Here is a 21,617-nt window from a genome sequence, read left to right on the forward strand (position 1 = left end):
TGGGGAGGAGGGGGGGGGTGGGATGACTATTGTTTGGGGGGGGGGGGGGGGAGGGGGGGGGGGGGGGGGGGTGGGGGCGGGGGGGAGGGGGGGGGGGGGGCCCCGGGGGGGGCCCTGAGGTCCCACCGCGGTCAGCACACTGGCGTAGAGGCCCTCGCTGACCAGCAGGTAGACCAGCCCCATCAGCAGGGCGCCGGCCAGCACCAGCAGTCCGCCGTACAGCGCGGTGAGCCGGGCGCGCTCGCTGCTCACCGGCCCTGCCCCGGCCGGTTCGCGGAGCCGTCGTCCGGCTGATCCGCCGGCCCGTGGAGCGGTCCGGTCGCGTCGCCGCCCACCGGTCCGCTCACGGGGCCGTGGCCCCCCGGCCCGTCGGCGAGGCCGTCCCCGATGCGGTAGCCGGCCCCCGGGACCGTCTCGATCACCGGAGGCGCGCCCAGTTTGGCGCGGAGCTTGGACAGCGTGACCCGGACCGCGTTGGTGCGGTAGCTGGTGTCCTCCTCCCACACCTCCTCGATCAGGTCGTCGCCGCTGACGACCGCGCCCTCGGCCCGCAGCAGGGTCTCCAGCACCGCGAACTCCTTGCGGGAGAGCGAGAGGTAGCGGCCGTCGCGGCAGACCTGGCGGCGGGCGGTGTCCAGCGTCAGCCCGGCCCGTTGAAGGACCGGCGGGAGAGCGGGGCGGGCACGGCGGCCGAGCGCCAGGACCCGGGCGAGGAGTTCGTCGTACGCGAACGGCTTGGTCAGGTAGTCGTCGGCGCCGAGCCCGAGGCCGGCCACCCGGTCCCGTACCGTCCCGGACGCGGTGAGCATCAGGATCCGGGTCAGCAGGCGCATACCGACGACCCGCCGGCACACCTCGTCGCCGTGCAGCCCCGGCAGATCGCGGTCGAGGATCATCACGTCGTACGCGCCGAACCGAAGCCGGTCCAGCGCTGCCCGGCCGTCCGTGGCGATGTCCACCGCGACGGCGTCGCGGCGCAGCCCCTCGGCGATCATCCCGGCCAGGAATTCCTCGTCCTCCACCACCAGCACACGCATGGGTCCTGTGTAACCCAAAGCGATGTTTCGTCGGTGTAAACATCCGGGCTGAGAGAAACGAAACCGCGTCCTCGCGCACGCTCAAGCCGTTCGTACCCAGCCTGTCAGCAACGGACGAGGAGCCCTCATGAACCCGACCATTTCCCGCCGGACCACCTCCCGCACACAAAGCCGCGGCGTCGTCGCCGCCTGCCTGATCGCCGCCGCCGTCGTCCTGTCGGCCACCGCCTGCTCGGGCGACGGCGGCGGAAGCGGAAGCGGAAGCGGAACCAAGAACGGCGGATCTGCTTCGGACACCAAGAAGACGGACGAGGACCAGGCCCTGGAGCACCGCAAGTGCCTGCGGGAGCAGGGCCTGAAGGTCGCGGAGCCGAAGCCGGGCGACGACGTCCGCGGAATGACCATCAACGGCGGCGGCAAGAGCAAGCAGGAGATGGAGAAGGCGTTCAAGGCCTGCCAGGACAAGGCGGTCGGCGGCGGGCCCAAGGAGATCACCCAGGCCCAGAAGGACAAGATGCTCGCCTTCGCCCGGTGCATGCGCAAGAACGGCATCGACATGCCCGACCCGAAGTTCGACGGCGGGATGGCGCAGGCGCCCGCGATGCAGCAGAAGGACATGAAGAAGTTCGAGAAGGCCAACGCGGCGTGCGAAAGCGCCGGGCGGTGAGGCGCGGACGGGTCATGGTGGCCGCCGCGGCGGTGCTCGCCGTGGCGGCCGGGTCACTGGCTCTCACCCAGTTCGGCTCCGCCGGGGAGACGGGCGGCCCGAAGAACACCGGGCTGCCCCCGGCCACCGCCGCGGTCGAGCGCGGCGACCTGCGCGACAGCGCCCAGGCGGACGGGACGCTCGGCTACGACAAGCAGCGCAAGGTCAACGCGGGCGCGGCGGGCACCATGACCTGGACCCCGCGCACCGGCTCGACCGTCAAGCGGAACGAGCGGCTGTACGAGGTCGACGGACGGGCGGTGTGGCTGATGTACGGCTCGGGGCCGATGTACCGGACGCTGAAGCCGGGCGACCGGGGCCGGGACGTGGAGCAGCTGGAGCGCAATCTCGTGGAGCTCGGCTACACCGGCTTCACCCCGGACGACGAGTACACCGAGCTGACGGCGGCCGCCGTCAAGCGCTGGCAGAAGTCCCACGACAGCGAGCGGACCGGAACGGTGGGACCACAGGACATCGCCTTCGCCCCGGGGGAGGTCCGGATCAAGAGCGTCGAGGCGGCCGTCGGCGAACTGGCCCAGCCCGGCGCTCCGGTCCTCACCACGACCGGCTCCGAGCGCATCGTGACGTTCGAGCTCGATGTCGCCGAGAGCCAGCTCTCCAAGGCGGGCACCAAGGTCACCGTCGAGCTGCCGGACGGCAGCAGCGCGGCCGGGTCGGTCTCCTCGGTCGGCCGGACGGCGAAGCCCGGCAAGGACCCGCAGGACAACAGCCCGAAGGTCACCCTGACCGTCTCCTTCGACAAGCCGGACAAGGTCGGCGGCTTCGACCAGGCGCCGGTCACGGTGAACCTGACCGGCGAGCTGCACAAGGACGTCCTCAGCGTCCCGGTGAACGCGCTGCTCGCACTGCCCGGCGGCGGCTTCGGCCTCCAGGTCGTCCAGGACGGCACGGTCCGCGATGTGAAGGTCGAGCTCGGCATGTTCGCCGAGGGCCGGGTCGAGGTGTCCGGCGGCGGGCTGCGCGAGGGCATGAAGGTCGGGGTGCCGAAGATATGAACACGGTCGTCGGCCTCAGCGGCGTCACCAAGGAGTACCCGGGCCCGGTCGCCGCCCTGCGCGGGGTGGACCTCACCGTCGAGGAGGGCGAACTCCTCGGCATCGTCGGCCCGTCCGGCTCCGGCAAGTCCACGCTGCTGCACATCATCGGCACCCTGGACCGTCCCACCGCCGGGTCCGTCCACATCGCCGGGCACGACGTGGCGGCGCTCTCCGACCGCAGGCTCTCCGCGCTGCGTGCCCAGCACGTCGGCTTCGTCTTCCAGGCGTTCCACCTGGTGCCGGGCGTCAGCGCCCGCGACAACGTCGCGGAGGGCCTGCTGTACTCGGGCCTGTCCCGTGCCGTACGCCGACGCAGGGCAGCCGACGCGCTGGAGCGGGTCGGGCTCGCCGACCGCCTCGACCACAAGCCGCACCAGCTCTCCGGCGGGCAGAAACAGCGGGTCGCCATCGCGCGGGCCGTCGTGGGGGAACCCGCGCTGCTGCTGGCCGACGAACCGACCGGGGCGCTCGACTCGGCGTCCGGGGAAGCGGTGATGAAGCTGCTGCGCGACCTCAACCGGGAGGGCGCCACCATCGCGGTCATCACGCACGACACCGAGATCGCCCGGGACCTGCCGCGCGAGGTGCGCATCCGGGACGGCCAGGTGGTCGCGGACGTACGCAATCCGTCCGCGGACGTACGCGGTCCGTCCACGGGCATGCGCGATCCGTCCACGGATGTGCGCGACGGCTCCGGAAACGGCCACTCCCCCGCCGCGACGGGAGCGGACCAGTGAGGGCGCGGCGCGCGGCCCGCGACGCCGACGGCCGGGGCGGGGAGCGGCTGAAAGCGGCCCGGCTCGGCCCCCGGGACGTGCTGCACGTCGGTTCGGCGGGGCTGCGCAGCCGGCCGATGCGGGTGGTGCTCTCCGCCCTGGGCATCGCCATCGGCATCGCGACGATGATCTCGGTGGTGGGCATCTCCGCCTCCAGCCAGGCCCAGCTGCTCCGGGAGCTCGACAAGCTGGGCACCAACCTGCTCGTGGCCTCCCCCGGCGATTCGATGTTCGCCGGGCAGGACGTCGAGCTGCCCGAGGACGCGGTCGGGATGGTGGGCCGCATCAAGGGCGTCCAGGAGGTGGGCGCGACCGCCGACCTCGACACGACCGCACGCCGCAACGAGAAGATCGACAAGGACGATACGGGCGGGATCGTCGTCAAGGCGACCACCGGAGACCTGCTGCGGGTACTGCGCGGCGAGGTCCACAGCGGCAGCTGGCTCAACGACGCGACCGGACGCTACCCCTCCGTCGTGCTCGGCCATGTCTCCGCGGAGCGTCTCGGCATCACCGCTCCGGGCCGGCAGGTGTGGATCGGCAACCGGTACTTCACCGTGGTCGGCATCCTCGCCCCGCTGCCGCTCGCCCCGGAGATCGAACGCTCCGCACTGGTCGGCTGGGAGGGTGCGAAGCGCCTGCTGGGCTTCAAGGGCCACCCGACATCGGTGTACGAGCGCTCGGCCGACGCGGCGGTGCAGGACGTGCGCAAGGTCATGGCGGCGACGGTCGACCCGCAGACCCCGCAGAACGTGAAGGTCACCGACCCGTCGTCGGCGCTCCAGGCCAAGGCGGCGACCGAAGGGGCGTTCAGCAGCATGCTGCTGGGCCTGGGCGGCATCGCGCTGCTCGTCGGCGGCGTCGGGGTCGCCAACACCATGATCATCTCGGTGCTGGAGCGGCGGTACGAGATCGGGCTGCGCCGCTCGCTCGGCGCGACCCGGGGCCAGATCCGCATCCAGTTCGTCACGGAGTCGCTGATGCTCTCCGGCCTGGGCGGCCTGGCGGGCGTGGCGCTCGGCGCGGCGGCGACCGGGGTGTACGCGTACTCCGGCGGGCTGCCCTGGGTGGTGCCGCCGTGGGCGGTCGGCGGCGGCTTCGGCGCGACGCTGGTGATCGGCACGATCGCGGGCCTCTACCCGGCCGTGCGGGCATCCCGCCTCTCACCGACGCTGGCGCTGCACGCGGCGTGAGGACGGGCCCCGGCCGGGGGTCGGCGCCCGGCTCCGACGGGGCCCGGCGCACCCCTGGCCGGACCGCGTCGCCTACAGCCGCGTCGTCTACGGCCGCTTCGTCACCTGCGCCAGGTCGACCGCCCCCGCGACCCGGGCCGCCACCGTCTCCGCGTACGCCGCGTCCGGGCGCTCGAACGCGGTGCGGTGGGCCGAGCGCAGGAAGGTCACCACGCCCAGCGTGCGCCCCCTGCTCCGCAGCACCGCACACAGCGCGTGCGCGGAATCGCCCGGCCACTGCCGCTCGGCCGCCCACACCCCGGCCCCGGGCCCGGCCTCCGCGCTGGCCCGTACCGAACCCGTACGGTCCACCGCCTGAAGCGCCGGGTGCCCCGCCGCGTACCGCAGCGGAATGGAGCCGTCGGCCACCGGCAGGCACGGCCCCGGCTCACCGGCGGGGGTCGCCGCCACCCGCACCAGCCGCTCCCCCGCCACCAGATCGACCAGCGCATGGTCCGCGAAGCCCGCGAGCGCGTAGTCCAGACAGGATGTCGCCGCCTCCATCGGGTCCTCGCACTCGGACGCCGACCGCGAGGCCCGGTGCAGCTGGTTCGACCGGAACCGCACCCGGTCCGCCTCCTGCGCCGCCAGCCGCTCCACCGTCACGTCCTGGAACAGCCAGCCGACCCCCAGCGGGACCGGCTCCTCGGCGAGCGGCGACGCCAGCTGCAGAAAACCGCTGCGCCAGCAGCGCCGCCGGTCCCCCTCCGCCGTCCGCAGCGTCACCCACAACTCGGTGGGCGCCGGTGGTGCGCCCTCGGCGAGCACGTGCTGCAAGGCGCCCTCCAGATCCTCGACGCCCTGCACGATCAGCTCCCCCAGCGGGCGCCCCAGCATCGTCTTGCGACCGCCGCCCAGTTCCCGTGCCGCGTGCGCGTTGACGACCGTCGGCCGCAGATCCGCGTCGACCAGCACCACACCCCAGGACGCGTCCTGGAACAACGCCTCGCTCAGCGCGATCGACCGCTCCAGATCGATCTGCGCCTGCGCCTCGCTGAACGCGCAGTACACCCCGGCCGGTCTGCCGTCCGCGCCCCGTACCCCGGCCGACTGGGTCCGTACGAGCACCCGCCCGCCGTCCTTGCGCAGCAGCGCGAACTCGTGGACGCGGCGGCCCGGCCCGTCCATGGCCGCCATCAGCCGCTCCCGCACCTCGCCCGCGTCCGCCCGCCGCACCGCCCACCCGGCGAACCCGGACCGCCCCACGGCCTCCGCGGCGGACCAGCCCAGAATCCGCTCGGCCTCGCGGTTCCAGTGGGTGATCGTGCCGCCCGCGTCGAAGGCGCAGAGCGCGGCGTCCATCCCGTCGAGCAGCGCCGCAAGCAACTCGGCCCCGGGCCCCGCCCTCGGACCCTCTTCGGGCTCGAGCGCGTCGGTCGTCCCACTGCTCGTGGACGCACTCATCCCGTACCCCCCGCAGGACGTATCCGGCATTGCCGCACGTCAGACCATTGAACTCGAACGTGACCCAGCGCACACCGACTTCTCCGAAATCCGCTCCCCACCCGGTGCAGAATCCGGCCGACTAACACGCCGAACGATCACACATTCGACCTTCGATAAAAGATCACGCATATGTGCGGTGATACCGGTCCGCCGAGCCACACCCGACACAGGCACAGCTAGCGTCCTTGACCAACACGCGAAAGGAGATCACTCGCTCCCGCTCCCTCTCACAGGGCGAGCCGAGTGAACAGCCCCAGTCATCACGATCGTCTATCAGAGGCAGGTGCCCTTGATGACTACGTTTCCCGCAGGCGAGCAGACCCACCGAGCTGTGCTTCCTCAGCAGCCCGCACTGGAATCCGCGAGAGCAGACACCCCTGGGAGCAGGGACGAAACGGCTCACGGACACCCCGCCCCTGCGCGGGGCACCGGCAGGGAACATGGGCGAGGGGAGACCGACGGAGACAGCACCCAGCCCCGTCGGCGTCACGCCGCAAAGGCAGAGAACGGGGACGGTGACGTCCCCCCACCGAACAACACCTACAGCGGCGGAACAGGCGCAGGCAGAGTCTTCGTCCTGGCAAAGGGCGGAGAGCCGCTCATGCCCTGCCATCCCGCCCGCGCGCGCGAACTGCTCACCAACGGCCGCGCCGCCGTCGCACGACACACCCCCTTCACCATCCGTCTCAAAGACCGCACAGACGCCGAATCCGCCGTCGAAGGCGTACAACTGCGCATCGATCCCGGCTCCAAGGGAACCGGGATCGCGCTCACCGATACGAAGCAGGAATCCACCCCGGCCGGGACACCCGTGACTGTTCGACGCGGCCTCGTCTCAATCGAACTACGACATCGGGGCCAGCAGATCCACCGAGCCATGGGACAACGAGCCGGATACCGCCACCGACGACGCTCCGCGAACTGCCGCTACCGCACCCGTAGATCACACAACCGCACCCGCCCGAAAGGCTGGCTGCCACCCTCGGTGCAGCACCGGGTCGACACCACACTGGCGACCGCCCACCGCCTCGCCCGATACGCACCGGTCACCGAGATCCACATCGAACAGGTCGCCTTCGACACCCACGCCATGACCACCGGCCGCGACCTCACCGCCACCGACTACCGCAACGGCACCCTCGCGGGAACCGAGATCCGCGCGTACCTGCTCGCCACATGGGGACGCACCTGCGCCTACTGCGGAGCCTCCGGCGTACCTCTCAACATCGACCACATCCAGCCCCTCAGCCACGGCGGCTCCAGCCGCATCTCCAACCTCACCCTCGCCTGCATCAGCTGCAACCAGGCCAAGGGCTCCACCCCCGTCGAAAAATTCCTGGACCACCACCCCACCCGCCTCGCGGCCATCCGCGCGCAGATCAAGGCACCACTCCGCGACGCCGCCGTCATGAACGCGACCCGACAGCTGCTCACAGTCGCCCTCGCGACCCTCGGAAAACCGGTGCAGACCTGGTCGGGAGGTCGTACGAAGTGGAACCGCACTGCCATGGGCCTGCCCAAGACGCACACACTCGACGCCCTCTGCGTCGGGCAGCTCGACCACGAGGCGGGAACTGGGACTGTCCGCGTGCCCCAGCAGGTCCACGTCGTCACGGCAACGGGGCGCGGAAGCTACGCCCGCACCACCCCCGACCGGTACGGATTCCCCCGGCTCGCCCGCGCGCGCCAGAAACGCCATCACGGGTTCGCCACCGGCGACCTGGTCCGCGCCTCCATTTCCAAGGGCAAGTGGGCAGGAGTACGGACCGGACGCATCTCCGTCCGTGCCTCCGGGAAACACAGCCTCAGCACGCCGGCGGGCCGCTGCACCGTGTCCCACAGGAACCTTCGACTACTGCAGCGTGCCGACGGATACGCGTACAGCTACCGGCAGGAAGTCACCGAATAAATGGGTTGAGACATTCGCCGAGGGTTCCTAGGCTGCTGCCAGCGAAGAAAGGAGGTGTTCCGGAAGTGATTTCTTCTCGGACTCGTGAGGTGACTGCGGGCTGACGCCCGTTGTCGCGCTCTTTGCAGTGCAGGCCGGTCATCGGCCAATCCCAAGCAGTCACCGACCCGCAGGCTCGCCGGTAAGTCCGGCCGGCTCCTTCGTGCACGGAGGAACCAGAGCCTGCGGGTTTCTGCATGTCCGGAGGGGAATGGGGCGGATTACGGGCACAGGCGCTCGACGCGCCACTGCTCGCCCTCGCGTACATACCTCAGCCGGTCGTGCAGCCGGTTCTCGTGGCCCTGCCAGAACTCGATCGTGTCGGGGACGACGCGGAAGCCGCCCCAGTGCGGGGGCGCGGGGACGTGTTCGCCCTCGGGGTAGCGGGCCGCGAGTTCCTCGTAGCGGGCGAGCAGCTCGTCGCGGGAGGCGATCACCGTGGACTGGGGGCTCGCCCAGGCGCCGAGCTGGGAGCCGTGCGGGCGGGTGCGGAAGTAGGCGACCGTCTCGTCGCGGCCGGTCCGGTCCGCCCTGCCGGTGACGATGACCTGGCGGGCCATCGGGTGCCAGGGGAAGAGCAGCGAGACGTACGGGTTGGCGGTCAGTTCGCGGCCCTTGCGTGATTCGTAGTTGGTGAAGAAGACGAAGCCGCGCGCGTCGTACTTCTTCAGCAGCACGGTGCGCGAGGACGGCCGGCCCTCGGGGGTGGCGGTGGAGACCACCATGGCGTTGGGCTCGTGGAGCAGCCCGCCGACGGCGACCTGCCGGAACCAGTGGGCGAACTGCTGCATCGGGTCGGCGGCCAGCGTGTCCTCGGTGAAGCCCTCGGAGCGGTACTGCTCGCGCATGGCGGCCGGATCGGTGGTGGAATCGGAGGGGGAGTCTGCGGTGGGCACGGGGTCATCCTGCCGCAGCGGTCGAGCGGGCCCGGCGAGGAGGGGTGGCGAGCGGTCCGGGCGGCGTCGCGGCGGCGTCGATCCGGGGGGCTGTGCCGGATGTCACGCTTCCCCGCGTCGGGGGAACCCGCCAGTATCTTGAGCAGGCCACTGTGGCCTCCGCAGAGCCGTCGACCGAGGGAGCCGCCATGTCCGACTTCGTACCGGGACTAGAGGGAGTCGTCGCGTTCGAGACGGAGATCGCCGAACCGGACAAGGAAGGCGGTTCGCTCCGTTACCGGGGTGTCGACATCGAGGATCTCGTCGGTCATGTGTCGTTCGGCAACGTCTGGGGTCTGCTGGTCGACGGGGCGTTCAACCCCGGACTGCCGCCGGCCGAGCCGTTCCCGATCCCGGTGCACTCCGGGGACATCCGGGTCGATGTGCAGTCCGCGCTGGCGATGCTCGCGCCGGTGTGGGGTCTCAAGCCGCTGCTCGATATCGACGAGGAGACGGCGCGCAACGATCTGGCGCGGGCCGCCGTGATGGCGCTGTCGTACGTCGCCCAGTCGGCGCGCGGGCAGGGGCTGCCGATGGTCCCGCAGAGCGAGATCGACAAGGCGAATTCCGTGGTCGAGCGGTTCATGATCCGCTGGCGGGGCGAGCCGGACCCCAAACATGTGAAGGCCGTCGACGCGTACTGGACGTCGGCCGCCGAGCACGGCATGAACGCCTCGACGTTCACCGCCCGGGTCATCGCGTCGACCGGCGCCGATGTGGCGGCGGCGCTGTCGGGCGCGGTGGGTGCGATGTCGGGACCGCTGCACGGCGGTGCGCCGTCCCGGGTGCTCGGCATGATCGAGGAGATCGAGCGGACCGGCGATGCCACCGCGTACGTGAAGAAGGCCCTGGACAAGGGCGAGCGGCTGATGGGCTTCGGGCACCGGGTCTACCGGGCGGAGGACCCGCGGGCGCGGGTCCTGCGGCGCACGGCCGAGGAGTTGGGCGCGCCGCGCTTCGAGGTGGCGCAGGCGCTGGAGAAGGCCGCGCTGGAGGAGCTGCACGCGCGGCGCCCGGACCGGGTGCTGGCGACGAACGTGGAGTTCTGGGCGGCGATCATGCTGGACTTCGCGGAGGTCCCGGCGCACATGTTCACGTCAATGTTCACCTGCGCGCGCACGGCGGGCTGGTCGGCGCACATCCTGGAGCAGAAGCGGACGGGGCGGCTGGTGCGTCCTTCGGCGCGGTACGTGGGTCCGAGTTCGCGTGATCCCCGGGAGATCGAGGGGTACGACCAGCTCGCGGATCTGGGGAACTGAGCGCCGTTCCGGACCGGGCGGGGCGGGACGTCGTCCGGTCCCGCCCGGCCGGTCCGCCATGCTCAGTCGAGTACGCCGTCCAGCAGCGACGCCCACTGCGCCACGACCCTCCGGCGCCGGGCCGTGTCGTCGGTGAGGACGTTGGCGAGGCCCAGGCCGCGGGCCATGTCCAGGAGGCCCTGGACGGTTTCGCGCACGCCGGGCTTCGTCTCGTCGGCGGTGAGGAGTTCGACGGCGATGCGGTGGGTCTCGCGGCCGACGCGGGCTTCGAGTTCGGTGACGCGGGGGCGGAGTTGTGCCTCGTTGGAGGCGGCCACCCAGAGTTGGAGCGCGGCGCGGAAGAGCGGGCCGGTGTAGAGGTCGACGAGGGCGGCGACGACGGCCGCGCGGCCCTGGACGGGCAGGGCGCGCAGGGCGGCGGAGCGTTCCTCGGCGACGTATTCGACGGCTGCGGTGAACAGGTCCTCGCGGGTGGGGAAATGGTGCTGGGCGGCGCCGCGCGAGACGCCCGCGCGCTCGGCGACGACGGAGACCGTGGAGCCCGCCCAGCCGTGTTCGGCAAGGCAGGCGACGGCGGCTTCGAGGAGCCGGCGGCGGGTTGCGCGGCTGCGATCCTGCTTGGGGGTCCGGTCGGTGGGGGGCGTCACAACTCCCATGCGGGGTCCCGTCGTTCGAGGAAGGCCGTCATTCCTTCCCGGGCCTCGGCGGAGGCGAAGAGGGCCGCCGAGCGGGCGATGAGGTCTTCGGCATGCTGGTCGAAACTTTCCAGCACAGTAGCCGTGACCAGCTCCTTCGATGCCGCCAGCCCCTGGGGGGACGCCTTGCGCAGCCCGTCCAGGACGGGGGCGAGGCCCTTGTCCACCTCCTCGGCGGCGAGCGTGATCAGGCCGATGCGGGCCGCTTCGGTGGCCTCGAAGCGTTCGCCGGTGAGGTAGTAGCGGGCGGCGGCGCGTGGGTCCGTGCGGGGCAGCAGGGGCAGCGAGATGACGGCGGGGGCGAGGCCGAGCCGGGATTCGGTGAGGGCGAACGAGGCCTCGGGGCCGGCCGCGGAGATGTCGCAGGCGCCGAGCAGGCCGAGGCCGCCCGCCCGGACGTGGCCGGTGACCCGGGCGACGACGGGCTTGGGCAGGGCGACGATCTGCCGCATCAGGGCGACGAAGGCGGCCGGGTCGGGCGGTCCGGTCAGGTCGGCGCCCGCGCAGAAGGTGTTGCCGGTGTGGGTGAGGACGACCGCTCGTACGGTGTCGTCGGCCGCGCACGCGTCCAGGGCGGTGGAGAGCTCGCCGACGAGTGCCGCGGAGAGTGCGTTGCGGTTGGCGGGCGAGTCGAGAGTGAGCGTGGTGATGCCCCGGTCGTGGGTGGGGCCGGCGAGCGCCGTCATGGGTCGGTCGTCTCCTTCTCGTGGGTCCGAGGCTCGTGGATCCGAGGCTCGTGGATCCGCGGCCCGGGAAGCCGCGGCCCGGGAAGCCTCGACGTCTCGTGGGTCCCCGGCTCGTGGGTTCCTCAGCCGGTGGTGGTTGCGCGGGACTTCTCCCGGTCGCGCAGCTCGCGGCGGAGGATCTTGCCGGAGGTGGCGCGCGGGACCGCGTCGATGAATTCGGTCTGCCGGACCTTCTTGTACGGGGCGACGCGCTCGGCGACGTACACCATGACGTCGTCGGCGGTGAGGGCGTCGCCCGCGGCGGAGGCCTGACGGACCAGGTACGCCTTGGGGACCTCGTTGCCGTCGGCGTCGTGCACCCCGATGACGGCGGCGTCCGCGAGCGCCTCGTGGCCGAGCAGCAGTGCTTCGAGTTCGGCGGGGGCGACCTGGTAGCCCTTGTACTTGATCAGTTCCTTCACCCGGTCGACGACGAACAGCCAGCCGTCGGCGTCGACATGTCCGATGTCGCCCGTGTGCACCCAGCCGTCGGCGTCGATCATGTCGGCGGTGGCCTCGGGGCGGCCGAGGTAGCCCTTCATCACCTGCGGGCCGCGGATCAGGATCTCGCCGTCGGTGCCGGCCGGGGCGTCCTCGGGGTCGTCGCCGAGCGGGGCGATCCGCATCTCGGTGCTGGGCAGGAGCCTGCCGACCGCGCCGGGGGGCGGGTTCTCGGCGGAGAGCGGGACCACATGGGTGCCGGGCGAGAGTTCCGTCATGCCGTACGCCTGGCGCACGGGCGGCAGTCCCAGGCGCTCGGAGCAGGCGGCGGCGAGCGAGGCGTCGAGCGGGGCGGCGGCGCTGACGACGTACTCCAGCGAGGACAGGTCGTACCGGTCGACCGACGGGTGCTTGGCGAGTGCGAGGACGATCGGCGGGGCCACGTACAGGCCCGTGATCCGGTGCTTCTCGATCGCGGCGAGGAACTGGTCGAGGTCGAAGCGCGGCAGTACGACGACGGTGGCGCCCATCCGCAGCGGGGCGTTCATCAGGGCGGTCAGCCCGTAGATGTGGAAGAAGGGGAGCACGGCCAGGATGCGGGCGCCGGGGCCCATGGGGATGAAGGGGCGGAGCTGCTCCAGGTTGGTGCCCATGGAGCGGTGGGTGAGCATGACGCCCTTGGGGGTTCCGGTGGTGCCGGAGGAGTAGGGCAGGGCGGCGATGTCCTCGCCGGGGTCGACGGTGACGCGGGGTTCGGGGGCGGTGGTGGCGAGCATGTCGAGTACGGAGGTGTGTCCCTCGGCCCGGTCGCAGACGAAGATCTGCTCGATGGAGCCGACGAGTCCGGCGGCCTCGCGCGCCGTGTCCAGGAGTGGGGAGACGGTGACGATCCAGCGGGCGGAGGAGTCGCGGAGCTGTTTGGCGAACTCCTCCGCCGTGGCCAGCGGGTGGACGGTGGTGACGGTGGCGCCGGCCCGTGTCGCGCCGAGGAACACCGCCGGGTAGGCGATGGTGTTGGGGCTGTGCAGGGCCAGTACGTCGCCCTTGCGCACCCCGGCCCCGGCGAGCGCCGCGGCGATCTTCCGGTGGAAGGCGTCGAGCTGCCGGTAGGTGAGGGCGGAGTGGTCGTCCGTCCCGTCGATCAGGGCCACCGTGTCGCCGTACGAGGTGGTGGCCTGCCCCAGGACCGCGTCATGGATGGGCACGTCGAGTGTCTGTACGGCGGGGTAGTCGCTGTGGAACACGTGCGCCATGGCGGTGGGTCCCTTCGGAGCGGCGGTGTGGGGAGACGGACTGCCGTGTGTCAGTACGACTTGGGGAGGCCCAGGGACTGGTGGGAGACGTAGTTCAGGATCATTTCCCGGCTGACGGGGGCGATCCGGGCGACGCGGGCCGCCGTGACCAGGGACGCGAGGCCGTATTCGCGGGTGAGGCCGTTGCCGCCGAGGGTGTGCACGGCCTGGTCGACGGCCCTGACGCAGGCTTCACCGGCCGCGTACTTCGCCATGTTGGCGGCCTCGCCCGCGCCGATGTCGTCGCCGTCGTCGTAGAGCCGGGCGGCCTTCTGCATCATCAGCCGGGCCAGCTCCAGTTCGATGTGGGCCTGGGCGAGGGGGTGGGCGATGGCCTGGTGGGAGCCGATGGGGTCCTTCCACACCTGGCGGGTCTTCGCGTACTCGACGGCGCGGTCGAGTGCGTAGCGGCCCATGCCGATACCGAACGCGGCGGTCATGATGCGTTCGGGGTTGAGCCCGGCGAAGAGCTGGAGGAGCCCCGCGTCCTCATCGCCGACCAGCGCGTCGGCCGGCAGCCGTACGTCGTCGAGGACCAGCTCGAACTGCTTCTCCGGGGCCTGGAGTTCCATGTCGATCTGCGAGCGGCCGAAGCCCGGGGCGTCGCGGGGGACGATGAAGAGGCAGGGCTTGAGCCTGCCGGACCTGGCGTCCTCGGTGCGGCCGACGATGAGGGTGGCGTCGGCGATGTCGACGCCGGAGACGAAGACCTTGCGGCCGGCGAGCAGCCAGTCCTCGCCGTCCTTGCGGGCGGTGGTGGTGATGCGGTGGGAGTTGGATCCGGCGTCGGGCTCGGTGATGCCGAAGGCCATGGTGAGGCTGCCGTCGGCGAGACCGGGGAGCCACTGCCGCTTCTGGGTGTCGGTGCCGAAGCGGGCGATGACGGTGCCGCAGATCGCCGGGGAGACCACCATCATGAGCAGCGGACTGCCGGCCGCGCCCAACTCCTCCAGGACGATGGAGAGTTCGGCCATGCCGCCGCCTCCGCCGCCGTACTCCTCGGGGAGGTTCACGCCGAGGTAGCCGAGCTTGGCGGCTTCGGTCCACAGTTCGCGCGGGTGGGCGCCGTCGCGGACGACGGAGGTCATGTAGTCGCGTCCGTAGCGCCTTCCGAGTGCGGCGACGGTGGCGCGCAGGGCCTGGTGCTCTTCGGTTTCGAGGACGGTGCTCATGGCTTCGGTTCCTCCTGTACGTCTTGCACGACGGCGAGCAGGGCACCGACCTCCACCTGGAGGCCGGGAGCGGCGTGGAGCGCGGTGAGGGTGCCGGCGGCGGGGGCGAGGATGCGGTGCTCCATCTTCATCGCCTCCAGCCAGATCAGGGGCTGTCCGGCCTGGACGGCCGCCCCGGTGGTGAGCCCTTCGGCGACGCGGACGACGGTGCCGGGCATGGGGGCGAGCAGTGAGCCGGGTTCGGTGCGGTCGGTGGGGTCGGTGAAGCGGGGCAGGGCGGCGAAGGTGTACGAGCCGTGGGCGGTGTCCACGTACACCTTGTCCCGGTGGACGGCGATGTCGAAGTGACGGGTGATGCCGTCGGTTTCGAGGGTGACGCGGTCGGGCCCGGCGGCGATGACTCGTTCGCCGGTCTCGGGGACGGGGCCGGTGCGGGTGGTGCGGTAGGCGGCCTCGTGTTCGGTGCCGTCGGGTTCGGCGCGGTAGCGCTTGGTCCGGGGTCGCGAGGAGATGTTGCGCCAGGCACCGAGGCGGACGGGGCCCGGTCCGGGGCCGTGCTGCCGGGCGGCGGCGTCGGCGAGTGCGGCGGCCAGGGCGGCGAGGTGCGGCCCGGCTTCGTCCGGGGACGGGGCCGGGGTGAGGGCGTCCAGGTGGCGGTCGTAGAAGCCGGTGTCGAGGCGGGCGGCGAGGAAGTCGGGGTGGCGCAGGGACCGTACGAGCAGGTCGCGGTTGGTGACCGGGCCGTGGATGCGGGCGCGTTCCAGGGCGCGGGCGAGGAGGCGTACGGCTTCGGTGCGGGTGGGGGCGTGGGCGATGACCTTGGCGATCATCGGGTCGTAGTGCACGCCGATGGTGTCGCCGCCGGTGTAGCCGGTGTCCAGGCGGATGCCGGGTTCGTCGGGCACGTCCAGCGTGTGCAGTGCTCCGGTCTGCGGCTGCCAGTCGCGGGCGGGGTCCTCGGCGTAGAGGCGGGCCTCGACGGCGTGGCCGTGCGGTGCGGGGGGTGCGGTGGTGGGCAGCGGTTCGCCTTCGGCGATGCGGAGTTGGAGGGCGACGAGGTCGAGCCCGAAGACGGCTTCGGTGACGGGGTGTTCGACCTGGAGGCGGGTGTTCATCTCCAGGAAGTACGGGCGCCCGTCGGCGGCGAGGAGGAATTCGACGGTGCCCGCGCCCCGGTAGCCGACGGTGCGAACGGCGGCCACGGCGGCGTCGTGCAGCCGGGTCCGCAGCGCGTCGTCGAGACCGGGTGCGGGGGCTTCCTCGACGACCTTCTGGTGGCGTCGCTGGAGGGAGCAGTCGCGGGTGCCGAGCGCCCAGACCCCGCCGTGCTCGTCGGCCATGACCTGGACCTCGACGTGCCGGCCGCGCTCCACGTACGGCTCGGCGAAGACCTCGCCGTCCCCGAAGGCGGCCGTGGCCTCGGCGGCGGCTGCCGTCAACCCGGCGGGCAGTTCGGCGAGTTCGCGCACGATCCGCATCCCGCGTCCGCCGCCGCCCGCCGCCGCCTTGAGCAGCAGCGGCAGGTCGTCGGCGGTGGCCCGCCCGGTGTCGACGGGGGCGAGCAGCGGCACCCCGGCGGCGGCCATCAGTTCCTTGGCGCGGGTCTTGGACGCCATCAGCTCGATGGCCTTGACCGGCGGGCCGACCCAGAGGAGGCCGGCGTCCTGCACGGCGCGGGCGAATCCGGCGCTCTCGGAGAGGAAGCCGTAGCCGGGGTGGACGGCGTCGGCACCGGCCGCGAGCGCGGCGCGTACGACGAGGTCACCGCGGAGATAGGTGTCGGCCGGGGCGGCGCCCGGCAGCCGTACGGCGGTGTCGGCCTCCCGTACGTGGAGCGCGCCGGCGTCCGCGTCGGAGTACACCGCGACGGTGGCGATGCCGAGCGCGCGGCAGGTGCGGAAGATCCGGCAGGCGATCTCGCCCCGGTTGGCCACGAGCAGCGTGGAGATCATCTTCGCCTTCCCGTCCGTCTGGTTCGTCGAGGTCATCCGTGGCCTCACATCCGGAAGATTCCGAAGCCGCCGCGGACGCCTTCGACCGGGGCGGTGTGGATCGCGGACAGGCACATCCCGAGGACGGTCCTGGTGTCGCGCGGGTCGATGACCCCGTCGTCGTACAGCCGCCCGGACAGGAACATCGGCAGCGACTCGGACTCGATCTGCTGCTCGACCATGGCGCGCAGTGCGGCGTCGGCCTCGTCGTCGTAGGGCCGTCCCTTCGCGGCGGCGGAGGCGCGGGCGACGATGGACAGCACTCCGGCGAGCTGCTGCGGCCCCATGACGGCGGACTTGCTGCTGGGCCAGGCGAAGAGGAAGCGCGGGTCGTAGGCCCGGCCGCACATGCCGTAGTGCCCGGCCCCGTACGAGGCGCCCATCAGCACGGACAGGTGCGGGACCTTCGAGTTGGACACCGCGTTGATCATCATCGCGCCGTGTTTGATGATGCCGCCCTGCTCGTACTCCTTGCCGACCATGTAGCCGGTGGTGTTGTGCAGGAAGACCAGCGGGATGTCGCGCTGGTTGGCGAGCTGGATGAACTGGGCGGCCTTCTGCGACTCCTCGCTGAACAGCACCCCCTGGGCATTGGCGAGGATGCCGACGGGGTAGCCGTGGAGGCTCGCCCAGCCGGTCACCAGGCTGGTCCCGTACAGCGGTTTGAACGCGTCGAAGTCGGAGCCGTCGACGAGCCGGGCGATGACCTCGCGCGGGTCGAAGGGCACCTTCAGATCGCCGGGCACGATGCCGATCAGCTCGTCCTCGTCGTACTTCGGCGGTTCGGCCGGGCCCGGATCGGCGTGCGCCTTGCGCCAGTTGAGGCGGGCGACGATCCGACGGGCCTGGCGCAGCGCGTCCTGCTCGTCGACGGCGAAGTGGTCGGCGAGCCCGGAGGTGCGGGCGTGCATCTCGGCGCCGCCGAGCGATTCGTCGTCGCTCTCCTCGCCGGTCGCCATCTTCACCAGGGGCGGTCCGCCGAGGAAGACCTTGGACCGTTCCTTGATCATCACGGTGTGGTCGGACATGCCGGGGACGTACGCCCCGCCCGCGGTCGAGTTCCCGAAGACGACGGCGACGGTCGGGATCCCGGCCGCCGACAGCCGGGTGATGTCGCGGAACAGCGCCCCGCCGGGGATGAAGATCTCCTTCTGCGAGGGGAGGTCGGCGCCGCCCGACTCGACGAGGCTGACGCAGGGCAGCCGGTTGGCGAAGGCGATCTCGTTGGCCCGCAGGGCCTTCTTCAGGGTCCAGGGGTTGGAGGCGCCGCCGCGTACGGTCGGGTCGTTGGCGGTGATCAGGCACTCCACGCCCTCGATCACCCCGATCCCGGTGATGAGCGAGGCGCCGATCGCGTACTCGCTCCCCCAGGCGGCGAGCGGCGACAGCTCCAGGAACGGGGTGTCCTCGTCGATCAGCAGCTCGATCCGCTCGCGGGCCAGGAGCTTGCCGCGCGAGCGGTGCCGCGCCACGTACTTCTCGCCGCCGCCCGCCTGCGCCTTGGTGTGCTCGGCGGACAGCTCGTCGAGTTTCGCGAGCATGGCCGTGCGGTTCGCGGCGTATTCGGGGCTCGCGGTGTCGAGCGCGGTGGGCAGGACGGTCATGCGTTCGCCTCCGGTGCGTGGACGGTCTCCAGCAGCGATACGGGAAGGGGCAGGTGCCGGGAGCGCAGCCACTCCCCCACCGCCTTGGCCTGCGGATCGAACCGGTGCTGGGCGGCGACGCCCTCGCCGAGCAGCCCGTGGACGGTGAAGTTCAGGGCGCGGAGGTTCGGCAGGAGGTGGCGTACGACGGTGAGACCGGCGGTCTCCGGGAGCAGCTCCCGGAACCGTTCGACGGTCAGTTCATGGGCCAGCCACCGCCAGGCGTCGTCCCCGACGGCCCACACGCCCACGTTGGCGTCCCCGCCCTTGTCGCCGCTGCGGGCGCCCGCGATCCGGCCGAGCGGGGCGGACCGGGTGGGGCCGGGGTCCGGCAGGGGTTCGGGCAGCGGGGGTTCGTCGGCGTCCCGGAGCGGCCGTGTCGTCGCGGGGGGTGCCAGGCTCTGTCGCCGCCCGTCGGGGAGCACGGCGATGTGCGGGACCTCGCCGGCCGGTACGTAGCGCGCCTCGAACACCCCGTACGGCGCGCCCTTGCCGGGCGGGGCGGTGACGTGGAAGCCGGGGTAGCTGCCGAGCGCGAGTTCGATCGCGGCGCCGGAGACCGCGCGTCCGACGGTCTCCCGGTCCCGGTCGCGGACGACGAGCCGGAGCAGGGCGCTCGCGGTCTCCTCGGTGGCGGCGTCGGCCCGGTCGGTCCGGGACAGCTCCCACCGCACCTCGTCGGGTTCGGCGCCGGAGCGGGCGAGCGCGTCCGCGAACTGTTCCCGTACCAGCTGCGCCTTGGCCTCGATGTCGAGGCCGGTGAGCACGAAGACGACCTCGTTGCGCCAGCCGCCGAGCCGGTTCAGTCCGACCTTGACGGTGGGCGGCGGGGCCTCGCCGCGCACCCCGGAGATCCTGACCCGGTCGGGTCCGTCCATGGTCAGCCGTACGGTGTCGAGCCGGGCGGTGACATCCGGTCCCGCGTACCGGGCGCCGCCGGTCTCGTACAGCAGCTGGGCGGTGACGGTGCCGAGGTCGACGACGCCGCCGGTGCCGTCGTGCTTGGTGATGACGGACGAGCCGTCGGCGTGGATCTCGGCGACGGGGAAGCCGGGCCGGCGCAGGTCGTGGCCCCGGAAGAACGAGTAGTTCCCGCCGGTGGCCTGGGTGCCGCACTCCAGGACGTGTCCGGCGACGACAGCCCCGGCGAGCGCGTCGTGGTCGCCTGGCCCCCAGCCGAACCGGGCGGCGGCGGGTCCGGTGACGAGCGCCGCGTCGGTGACCCGTCCGGTGACGACGACGTCCGCGCCCGCGGTGAGGCAGGCGGCGATCCCGGCGCCGCCGAGGTAGGCGTTGGCGGTGAGGAACCCCTCGGGTACGGGGAGGCTGTCGCCCTCCACATGGGCGACGCGCACGGGGACGCCGACCTTGCGCGCCAACTCCCGTACCGCGTCGGCCAGTCCGGCCGGGTTGAGTCCGCCGGCGTTGGCGACGATCCGCACCCCGTGCTCGTGGGCGAGCCCGAGGCCCTCTTCGAGCTGGCGCAGGAAGGTGGTGGCGTAGCCGCGCGCGGGGTCCTTGAGCCTGCTGCGGCCGAGGATGAGCATGGTCAGCTCGGCGAGGTAGTCCCCGGTGAGGACGTCGAGGGGCCCGCCGGTGAGCATGTCGCGCATGGCGTCGAAGCGGTCGCCGTAGAACCCGGAGGCGTTGCCGATGCGCAGCGGTCCGGGCGCGTCCGTCGTCGAAGTCACGCCCCGCTCCCCCGCTTCGGGGCGCGGCCGGGTCCGGCGGGGCCGGCGAAGGCCTGGGCGATGTCGAGCCACTGGTCGGCGTCGGGGCCGACCGCCCGGACGGCGAGGTCGTCGCGGTGGGCGCGCTGGGTGACGAGGAGGCAGAAGTCGACGAGCGGCCCGGTGACGCGCTGCGTCGCGTCCGGCGCCCCGAAGACGATCAACTCCCCGTCCGGGGCGTCGAGTTCGACCCGGAACTCCTCCTCGGGCGCCTTGATCCCCCGTACCAGATAGGCGTAGTCGCGGGCCCGCACCCCGATCCGGGCGACGTGCCGCAGCCGGGCGGTGGGGGTCCTGGTGACCCCGAGGGCGTCGGCGATGTCCTGGCCGTGCGCCCAGGTCTCCATGATCCGGGCGGTCGCCATGGACGCGACGCTCATCGGCGGCCCGTACCAGGGGATGCGGGTGCCCGCCGGGGCGTCCCGCAGCGCCGCCTCCAGCCGCTCCCGCCCGCCGCGCCACCGCGCGAGCAGTTCGTCGGGCGCCGGCGCCGCCAGCTGCTCGGCACCCCGGTCGACGAAGGACTCGGGCGCCTCCATGGCCTTGGCCACCTCCCCCGCGAAGGCGTCGGCATCGGTGGCGGCCAGCAACGCGACCTCGTCGGTCCAGGTGAGATGGGCGATCTGGTGCGCGATGCTCCAGCCGGGCGCGGGGGTCGGCGCGGACCACTGCGCGGGACTCAACCCCCGTACCAGTACGTCGAGTTCATCGCTCTCGTCGCGCAGATCGTCGATCACGGCTGCGACTTCGGACACGGTGCGCTCCCCTCGGGGCGTGGCGGTGTGCCCAGGAGCATGGCAGCGGAGCAATAAACAAGCAAGCATGCTTGCATTATTTTCCGCCGCCCGCCGCCCGCCGACTGCCGGCCACCGGGCCACCGGGCCACCGGCAGCCTGCGCGACCACCGCATCCGACGGCCACCCTTCACCGTCCAGGGCAAGTTCTGCCCGACCTCATGGAACGGTCGGCCCTGCCTCGCCGTGGGTCACAGGACCTCATCCGTGTCATCGCTCGCGCACCATGGGAGGACCCCATGATGGAAGGCGACCGACAGCGTTCGTCCCACTGTGCGGGAGGCGGCGGCGACTGCGCACAGCGGCGGATCGAGGCTCAGCCGTCCGTCCCGCCCGGATACACCGCCGCGTGGACCGACTCGAAGAGAGCGAGGACCTCCTGGCCGCTGAGGCCCTGGGAGCGCGCCTCGTTCAGCCACTCGGCCAGCGGCGCCCGCAACGGCGATTCGGAGGCCGCCTGCGCCGGGGCGAGGGAGCGGGTGACGAAGGTCCCCGCTCCCTGCCGGACCTCGGCGAGGCCCGCGCGCTCCAGCTCGCGGTACGCCTTGAGGGTCGTGTTCGGGTTGACCTTGGTGTCCGCCGCGACCTGTGCGGCCGTGGGCAGCCGGTCCCCCACCTTCAGAGTGCCCATCCGCAGCGCCTGTTCGACCTGTCGCACGATCTGGAGGTACGTCGCCACTCCGCTGCGCCTGTCGATACGGAACACGACCACTGCCTTCACCTCCCGTGGGACTGCC

At 72.2% G+C, this 21,617-nt stretch carries 18 protein-coding genes; 6 read left to right on the top strand and 12 right to left on the bottom strand.

What is annotated here, in order from left to right; translation table 11 throughout:
- Window positions 1–248: 248 nt before the first annotated feature.
- Window positions 249–1,037 carry a response regulator transcription factor gene (locus ACFV8T_RS07600; RefSeq protein ID WP_385325471.1) on the bottom strand — a complete coding sequence of 263 codons (789 nt, stop codon included), beginning with the start codon at window positions 1,035–1,037 and terminating at the stop codon, window positions 249–251.
- Window positions 1,038–1,164: 127 nt separating this feature from the next.
- On the opposite strand from ACFV8T_RS07600, the gene ACFV8T_RS07605 reads away from it, so the two are divergent.
- From ACFV8T_RS07605 to ACFV8T_RS07620, 4 genes are read left to right on the top strand one after another with little or no spacing between them, the layout of a single operon-like run.
- Window positions 1,165–1,704 (top strand): hypothetical protein, encoded by a 540-nt coding sequence (locus ACFV8T_RS07605; protein ID WP_385325472.1) that lies wholly within the window; start codon window positions 1,165–1,167, stop codon window positions 1,702–1,704.
- Between the two features lie 14 nt (window positions 1,705–1,718).
- Window positions 1,719–2,759 (top strand): peptidoglycan-binding protein, encoded by a 1,041-nt coding sequence (locus ACFV8T_RS07610; RefSeq protein WP_385325473.1) that lies wholly within the window; start codon window positions 1,719–1,721, stop codon window positions 2,757–2,759.
- Window positions 2,756–3,538, top strand: a complete 783-nt coding sequence (locus tag ACFV8T_RS07615; protein WP_385325474.1) for an ABC transporter ATP-binding protein — start codon at window positions 2,756–2,758, stop codon at window positions 3,536–3,538. Before ACFV8T_RS07610 ends, ACFV8T_RS07615 begins: the two co-directional genes overlap by 4 nt.
- Entirely contained in the window at window positions 3,535–4,770 is a 1,236-nt protein-coding gene (locus ACFV8T_RS07620) for an ABC transporter permease (RefSeq protein ID WP_385325476.1), read from the top strand. The genes ACFV8T_RS07615 and ACFV8T_RS07620 overlap by 4 nt, the downstream gene beginning before the upstream one ends.
- 87 nt (window positions 4,771–4,857) lie before the next feature.
- On the opposite strand, the gene ACFV8T_RS07625 is transcribed toward ACFV8T_RS07620, so the two are convergent.
- Window positions 4,858–6,213, bottom strand: a complete 1,356-nt coding sequence (locus ACFV8T_RS07625; RefSeq protein WP_385325478.1) for a PAS domain-containing protein — start codon at window positions 6,211–6,213, stop codon at window positions 4,858–4,860.
- Window positions 6,214–6,832: 619 nt separating this feature from the next.
- Between ACFV8T_RS07625 and iscB the strand changes: the two genes are divergently transcribed.
- Window positions 6,833–8,164 carry an RNA-guided endonuclease IscB gene (gene iscB / locus ACFV8T_RS07630; RefSeq protein ID WP_385325574.1) on the top strand — a complete coding sequence of 444 codons (1,332 nt, stop codon included), beginning with the start codon at window positions 6,833–6,835 and terminating at the stop codon, window positions 8,162–8,164.
- A 260-nt stretch (window positions 8,165–8,424) separates the two neighbouring features.
- Here iscB and pdxH read toward each other — a convergent pair whose 3' ends face one another.
- Window positions 8,425–9,051: a pyridoxamine 5'-phosphate oxidase gene (gene pdxH / locus ACFV8T_RS07635; RefSeq protein WP_385325576.1), complete on the bottom strand. Its 627-nt coding sequence runs from the start codon at window positions 9,049–9,051 to the stop codon at window positions 8,425–8,427.
- 236 nt (window positions 9,052–9,287) lie between these two features.
- On the opposite strand from pdxH, the gene ACFV8T_RS07640 reads away from it, so the two are divergent.
- Window positions 9,288–10,397, top strand: coding sequence for a citrate synthase 2 (locus tag ACFV8T_RS07640; RefSeq protein WP_385325479.1), 1,110 nt, complete (start codon window positions 9,288–9,290; stop codon window positions 10,395–10,397).
- A 62-nt stretch (window positions 10,398–10,459) separates the two neighbouring features.
- Here the strand turns inward: ACFV8T_RS07640 and ACFV8T_RS07645 are convergent, their stop codons facing one another.
- The 9 genes from ACFV8T_RS07645 to ACFV8T_RS07685 form a co-directional block, all read right to left on the bottom strand.
- Window positions 10,460–11,053 carry a TetR/AcrR family transcriptional regulator gene (locus ACFV8T_RS07645; RefSeq protein WP_385325481.1) on the bottom strand — a complete coding sequence of 198 codons (594 nt, stop codon included), beginning with the start codon at window positions 11,051–11,053 and terminating at the stop codon, window positions 10,460–10,462.
- On the bottom strand, window positions 11,041–11,778 hold the full coding sequence (locus ACFV8T_RS07650; RefSeq protein WP_385325482.1) for an enoyl-CoA hydratase family protein: 738 nt from the start codon (window positions 11,776–11,778) through the stop codon (window positions 11,041–11,043). Before ACFV8T_RS07650 ends, ACFV8T_RS07645 begins: the two co-directional genes overlap by 13 nt.
- A 122-nt stretch (window positions 11,779–11,900) precedes the next feature.
- Window positions 11,901–13,511, bottom strand: coding sequence for a 4-coumarate--CoA ligase family protein (locus tag ACFV8T_RS07655; RefSeq protein WP_385325484.1), 1,611 nt, complete (start codon window positions 13,509–13,511; stop codon window positions 11,901–11,903).
- A 50-nt stretch (window positions 13,512–13,561) separates the two neighbouring features.
- On the bottom strand, window positions 13,562–14,722 hold the full coding sequence (locus ACFV8T_RS07660; protein WP_385325485.1) for an acyl-CoA dehydrogenase family protein: 1,161 nt from the start codon (window positions 14,720–14,722) through the stop codon (window positions 13,562–13,564).
- Window positions 14,719–16,674, bottom strand: a complete 1,956-nt coding sequence (locus ACFV8T_RS07665; protein ID WP_385325578.1) for a biotin carboxylase N-terminal domain-containing protein — start codon at window positions 16,672–16,674, stop codon at window positions 14,719–14,721. Before ACFV8T_RS07665 ends, ACFV8T_RS07660 begins: the two co-directional genes overlap by 4 nt.
- A gap of 44 nt (window positions 16,675–16,718) precedes the next feature.
- A complete protein-coding gene (locus ACFV8T_RS07670; protein WP_385325487.1) occupies window positions 16,719–18,317 on the bottom strand; it encodes an acyl-CoA carboxylase subunit beta in 1,599 nt (532 codons plus the stop codon).
- Window positions 18,314–20,047, bottom strand: coding sequence for an acyclic terpene utilization AtuA family protein (locus tag ACFV8T_RS07675; protein ID WP_385325488.1), 1,734 nt, complete (start codon window positions 20,045–20,047; stop codon window positions 18,314–18,316). The genes ACFV8T_RS07670 and ACFV8T_RS07675 overlap by 4 nt, the downstream gene beginning before the upstream one ends.
- Window positions 20,044–20,841: a TIGR03084 family metal-binding protein gene (locus ACFV8T_RS07680; protein WP_385325489.1), complete on the bottom strand. Its 798-nt coding sequence runs from the start codon at window positions 20,839–20,841 to the stop codon at window positions 20,044–20,046. The genes ACFV8T_RS07675 and ACFV8T_RS07680 overlap by 4 nt, the downstream gene beginning before the upstream one ends.
- A 355-nt stretch (window positions 20,842–21,196) precedes the next feature.
- Complete coding sequence (locus ACFV8T_RS07685) at window positions 21,197–21,601, bottom strand: GntR family transcriptional regulator (RefSeq protein WP_385325491.1); 405 nt, start codon at window positions 21,599–21,601, stop codon at window positions 21,197–21,199.
- Between the last annotated feature and the right edge of the window lie 16 nt (window positions 21,602–21,617).

The sequence above is a fragment of the Streptomyces sp. NPDC059832 genome (genome assembly GCF_042731715.1).
In the GTDB taxonomy this organism is placed as follows: Bacteria; Actinomycetota; Actinomycetes; order Streptomycetales; family Streptomycetaceae; genus Streptomyces.

Coding starts and splice junctions, on each gene's coding strand:
- ACFV8T_RS07640 (WP_385325479.1), top strand. CDS start 9,288: ATGTCCGACTTCGTACCGGGACTAGAGGGAGTCGTCGCGTTCGAGACG.
- ACFV8T_RS07610 (WP_385325473.1), top strand. CDS start 1,719: ATGGTGGCCGCCGCGGCGGTGCTCGCCGTGGCGGCCGGGTCACTGGCT.
- pdxH (WP_385325576.1), bottom strand. CDS start 9,051: ATGCGCGAGCAGTACCGCTCCGAGGGCTTCACCGAGGACACGCTGGCC.
- ACFV8T_RS07605 (WP_385325472.1), top strand. CDS start 1,165: ATGAACCCGACCATTTCCCGCCGGACCACCTCCCGCACACAAAGCCGC.
- ACFV8T_RS07655 (WP_385325484.1), bottom strand. CDS start 13,511: ATGGCGCACGTGTTCCACAGCGACTACCCCGCCGTACAGACACTCGAC.
- ACFV8T_RS07615 (WP_385325474.1), top strand. CDS start 2,756: ATGAACACGGTCGTCGGCCTCAGCGGCGTCACCAAGGAGTACCCGGGC.
- ACFV8T_RS07660 (WP_385325485.1), bottom strand. CDS start 14,722: ATGAGCACCGTCCTCGAAACCGAAGAGCACCAGGCCCTGCGCGCCACC.
- ACFV8T_RS07665 (WP_385325578.1), bottom strand. CDS start 16,674: ATGATCTCCACGCTGCTCGTGGCCAACCGGGGCGAGATCGCCTGCCGG.
- ACFV8T_RS07625 (WP_385325478.1), bottom strand. CDS start 6,213: ATGAGTGCGTCCACGAGCAGTGGGACGACCGACGCGCTCGAGCCCGAA.
- ACFV8T_RS07670 (WP_385325487.1), bottom strand. CDS start 18,317: ATGACCGTCCTGCCCACCGCGCTCGACACCGCGAGCCCCGAATACGCC.
- ACFV8T_RS07645 (WP_385325481.1), bottom strand. CDS start 11,053: ATGGGAGTTGTGACGCCCCCCACCGACCGGACCCCCAAGCAGGATCGC.
- ACFV8T_RS07600 (WP_385325471.1), bottom strand. CDS start 1,037: ATGCGTGTGCTGGTGGTGGAGGACGAGGAATTCCTGGCCGGGATGATC.
- ACFV8T_RS07650 (WP_385325482.1), bottom strand. CDS start 11,778: ATGACGGCGCTCGCCGGCCCCACCCACGACCGGGGCATCACCACGCTC.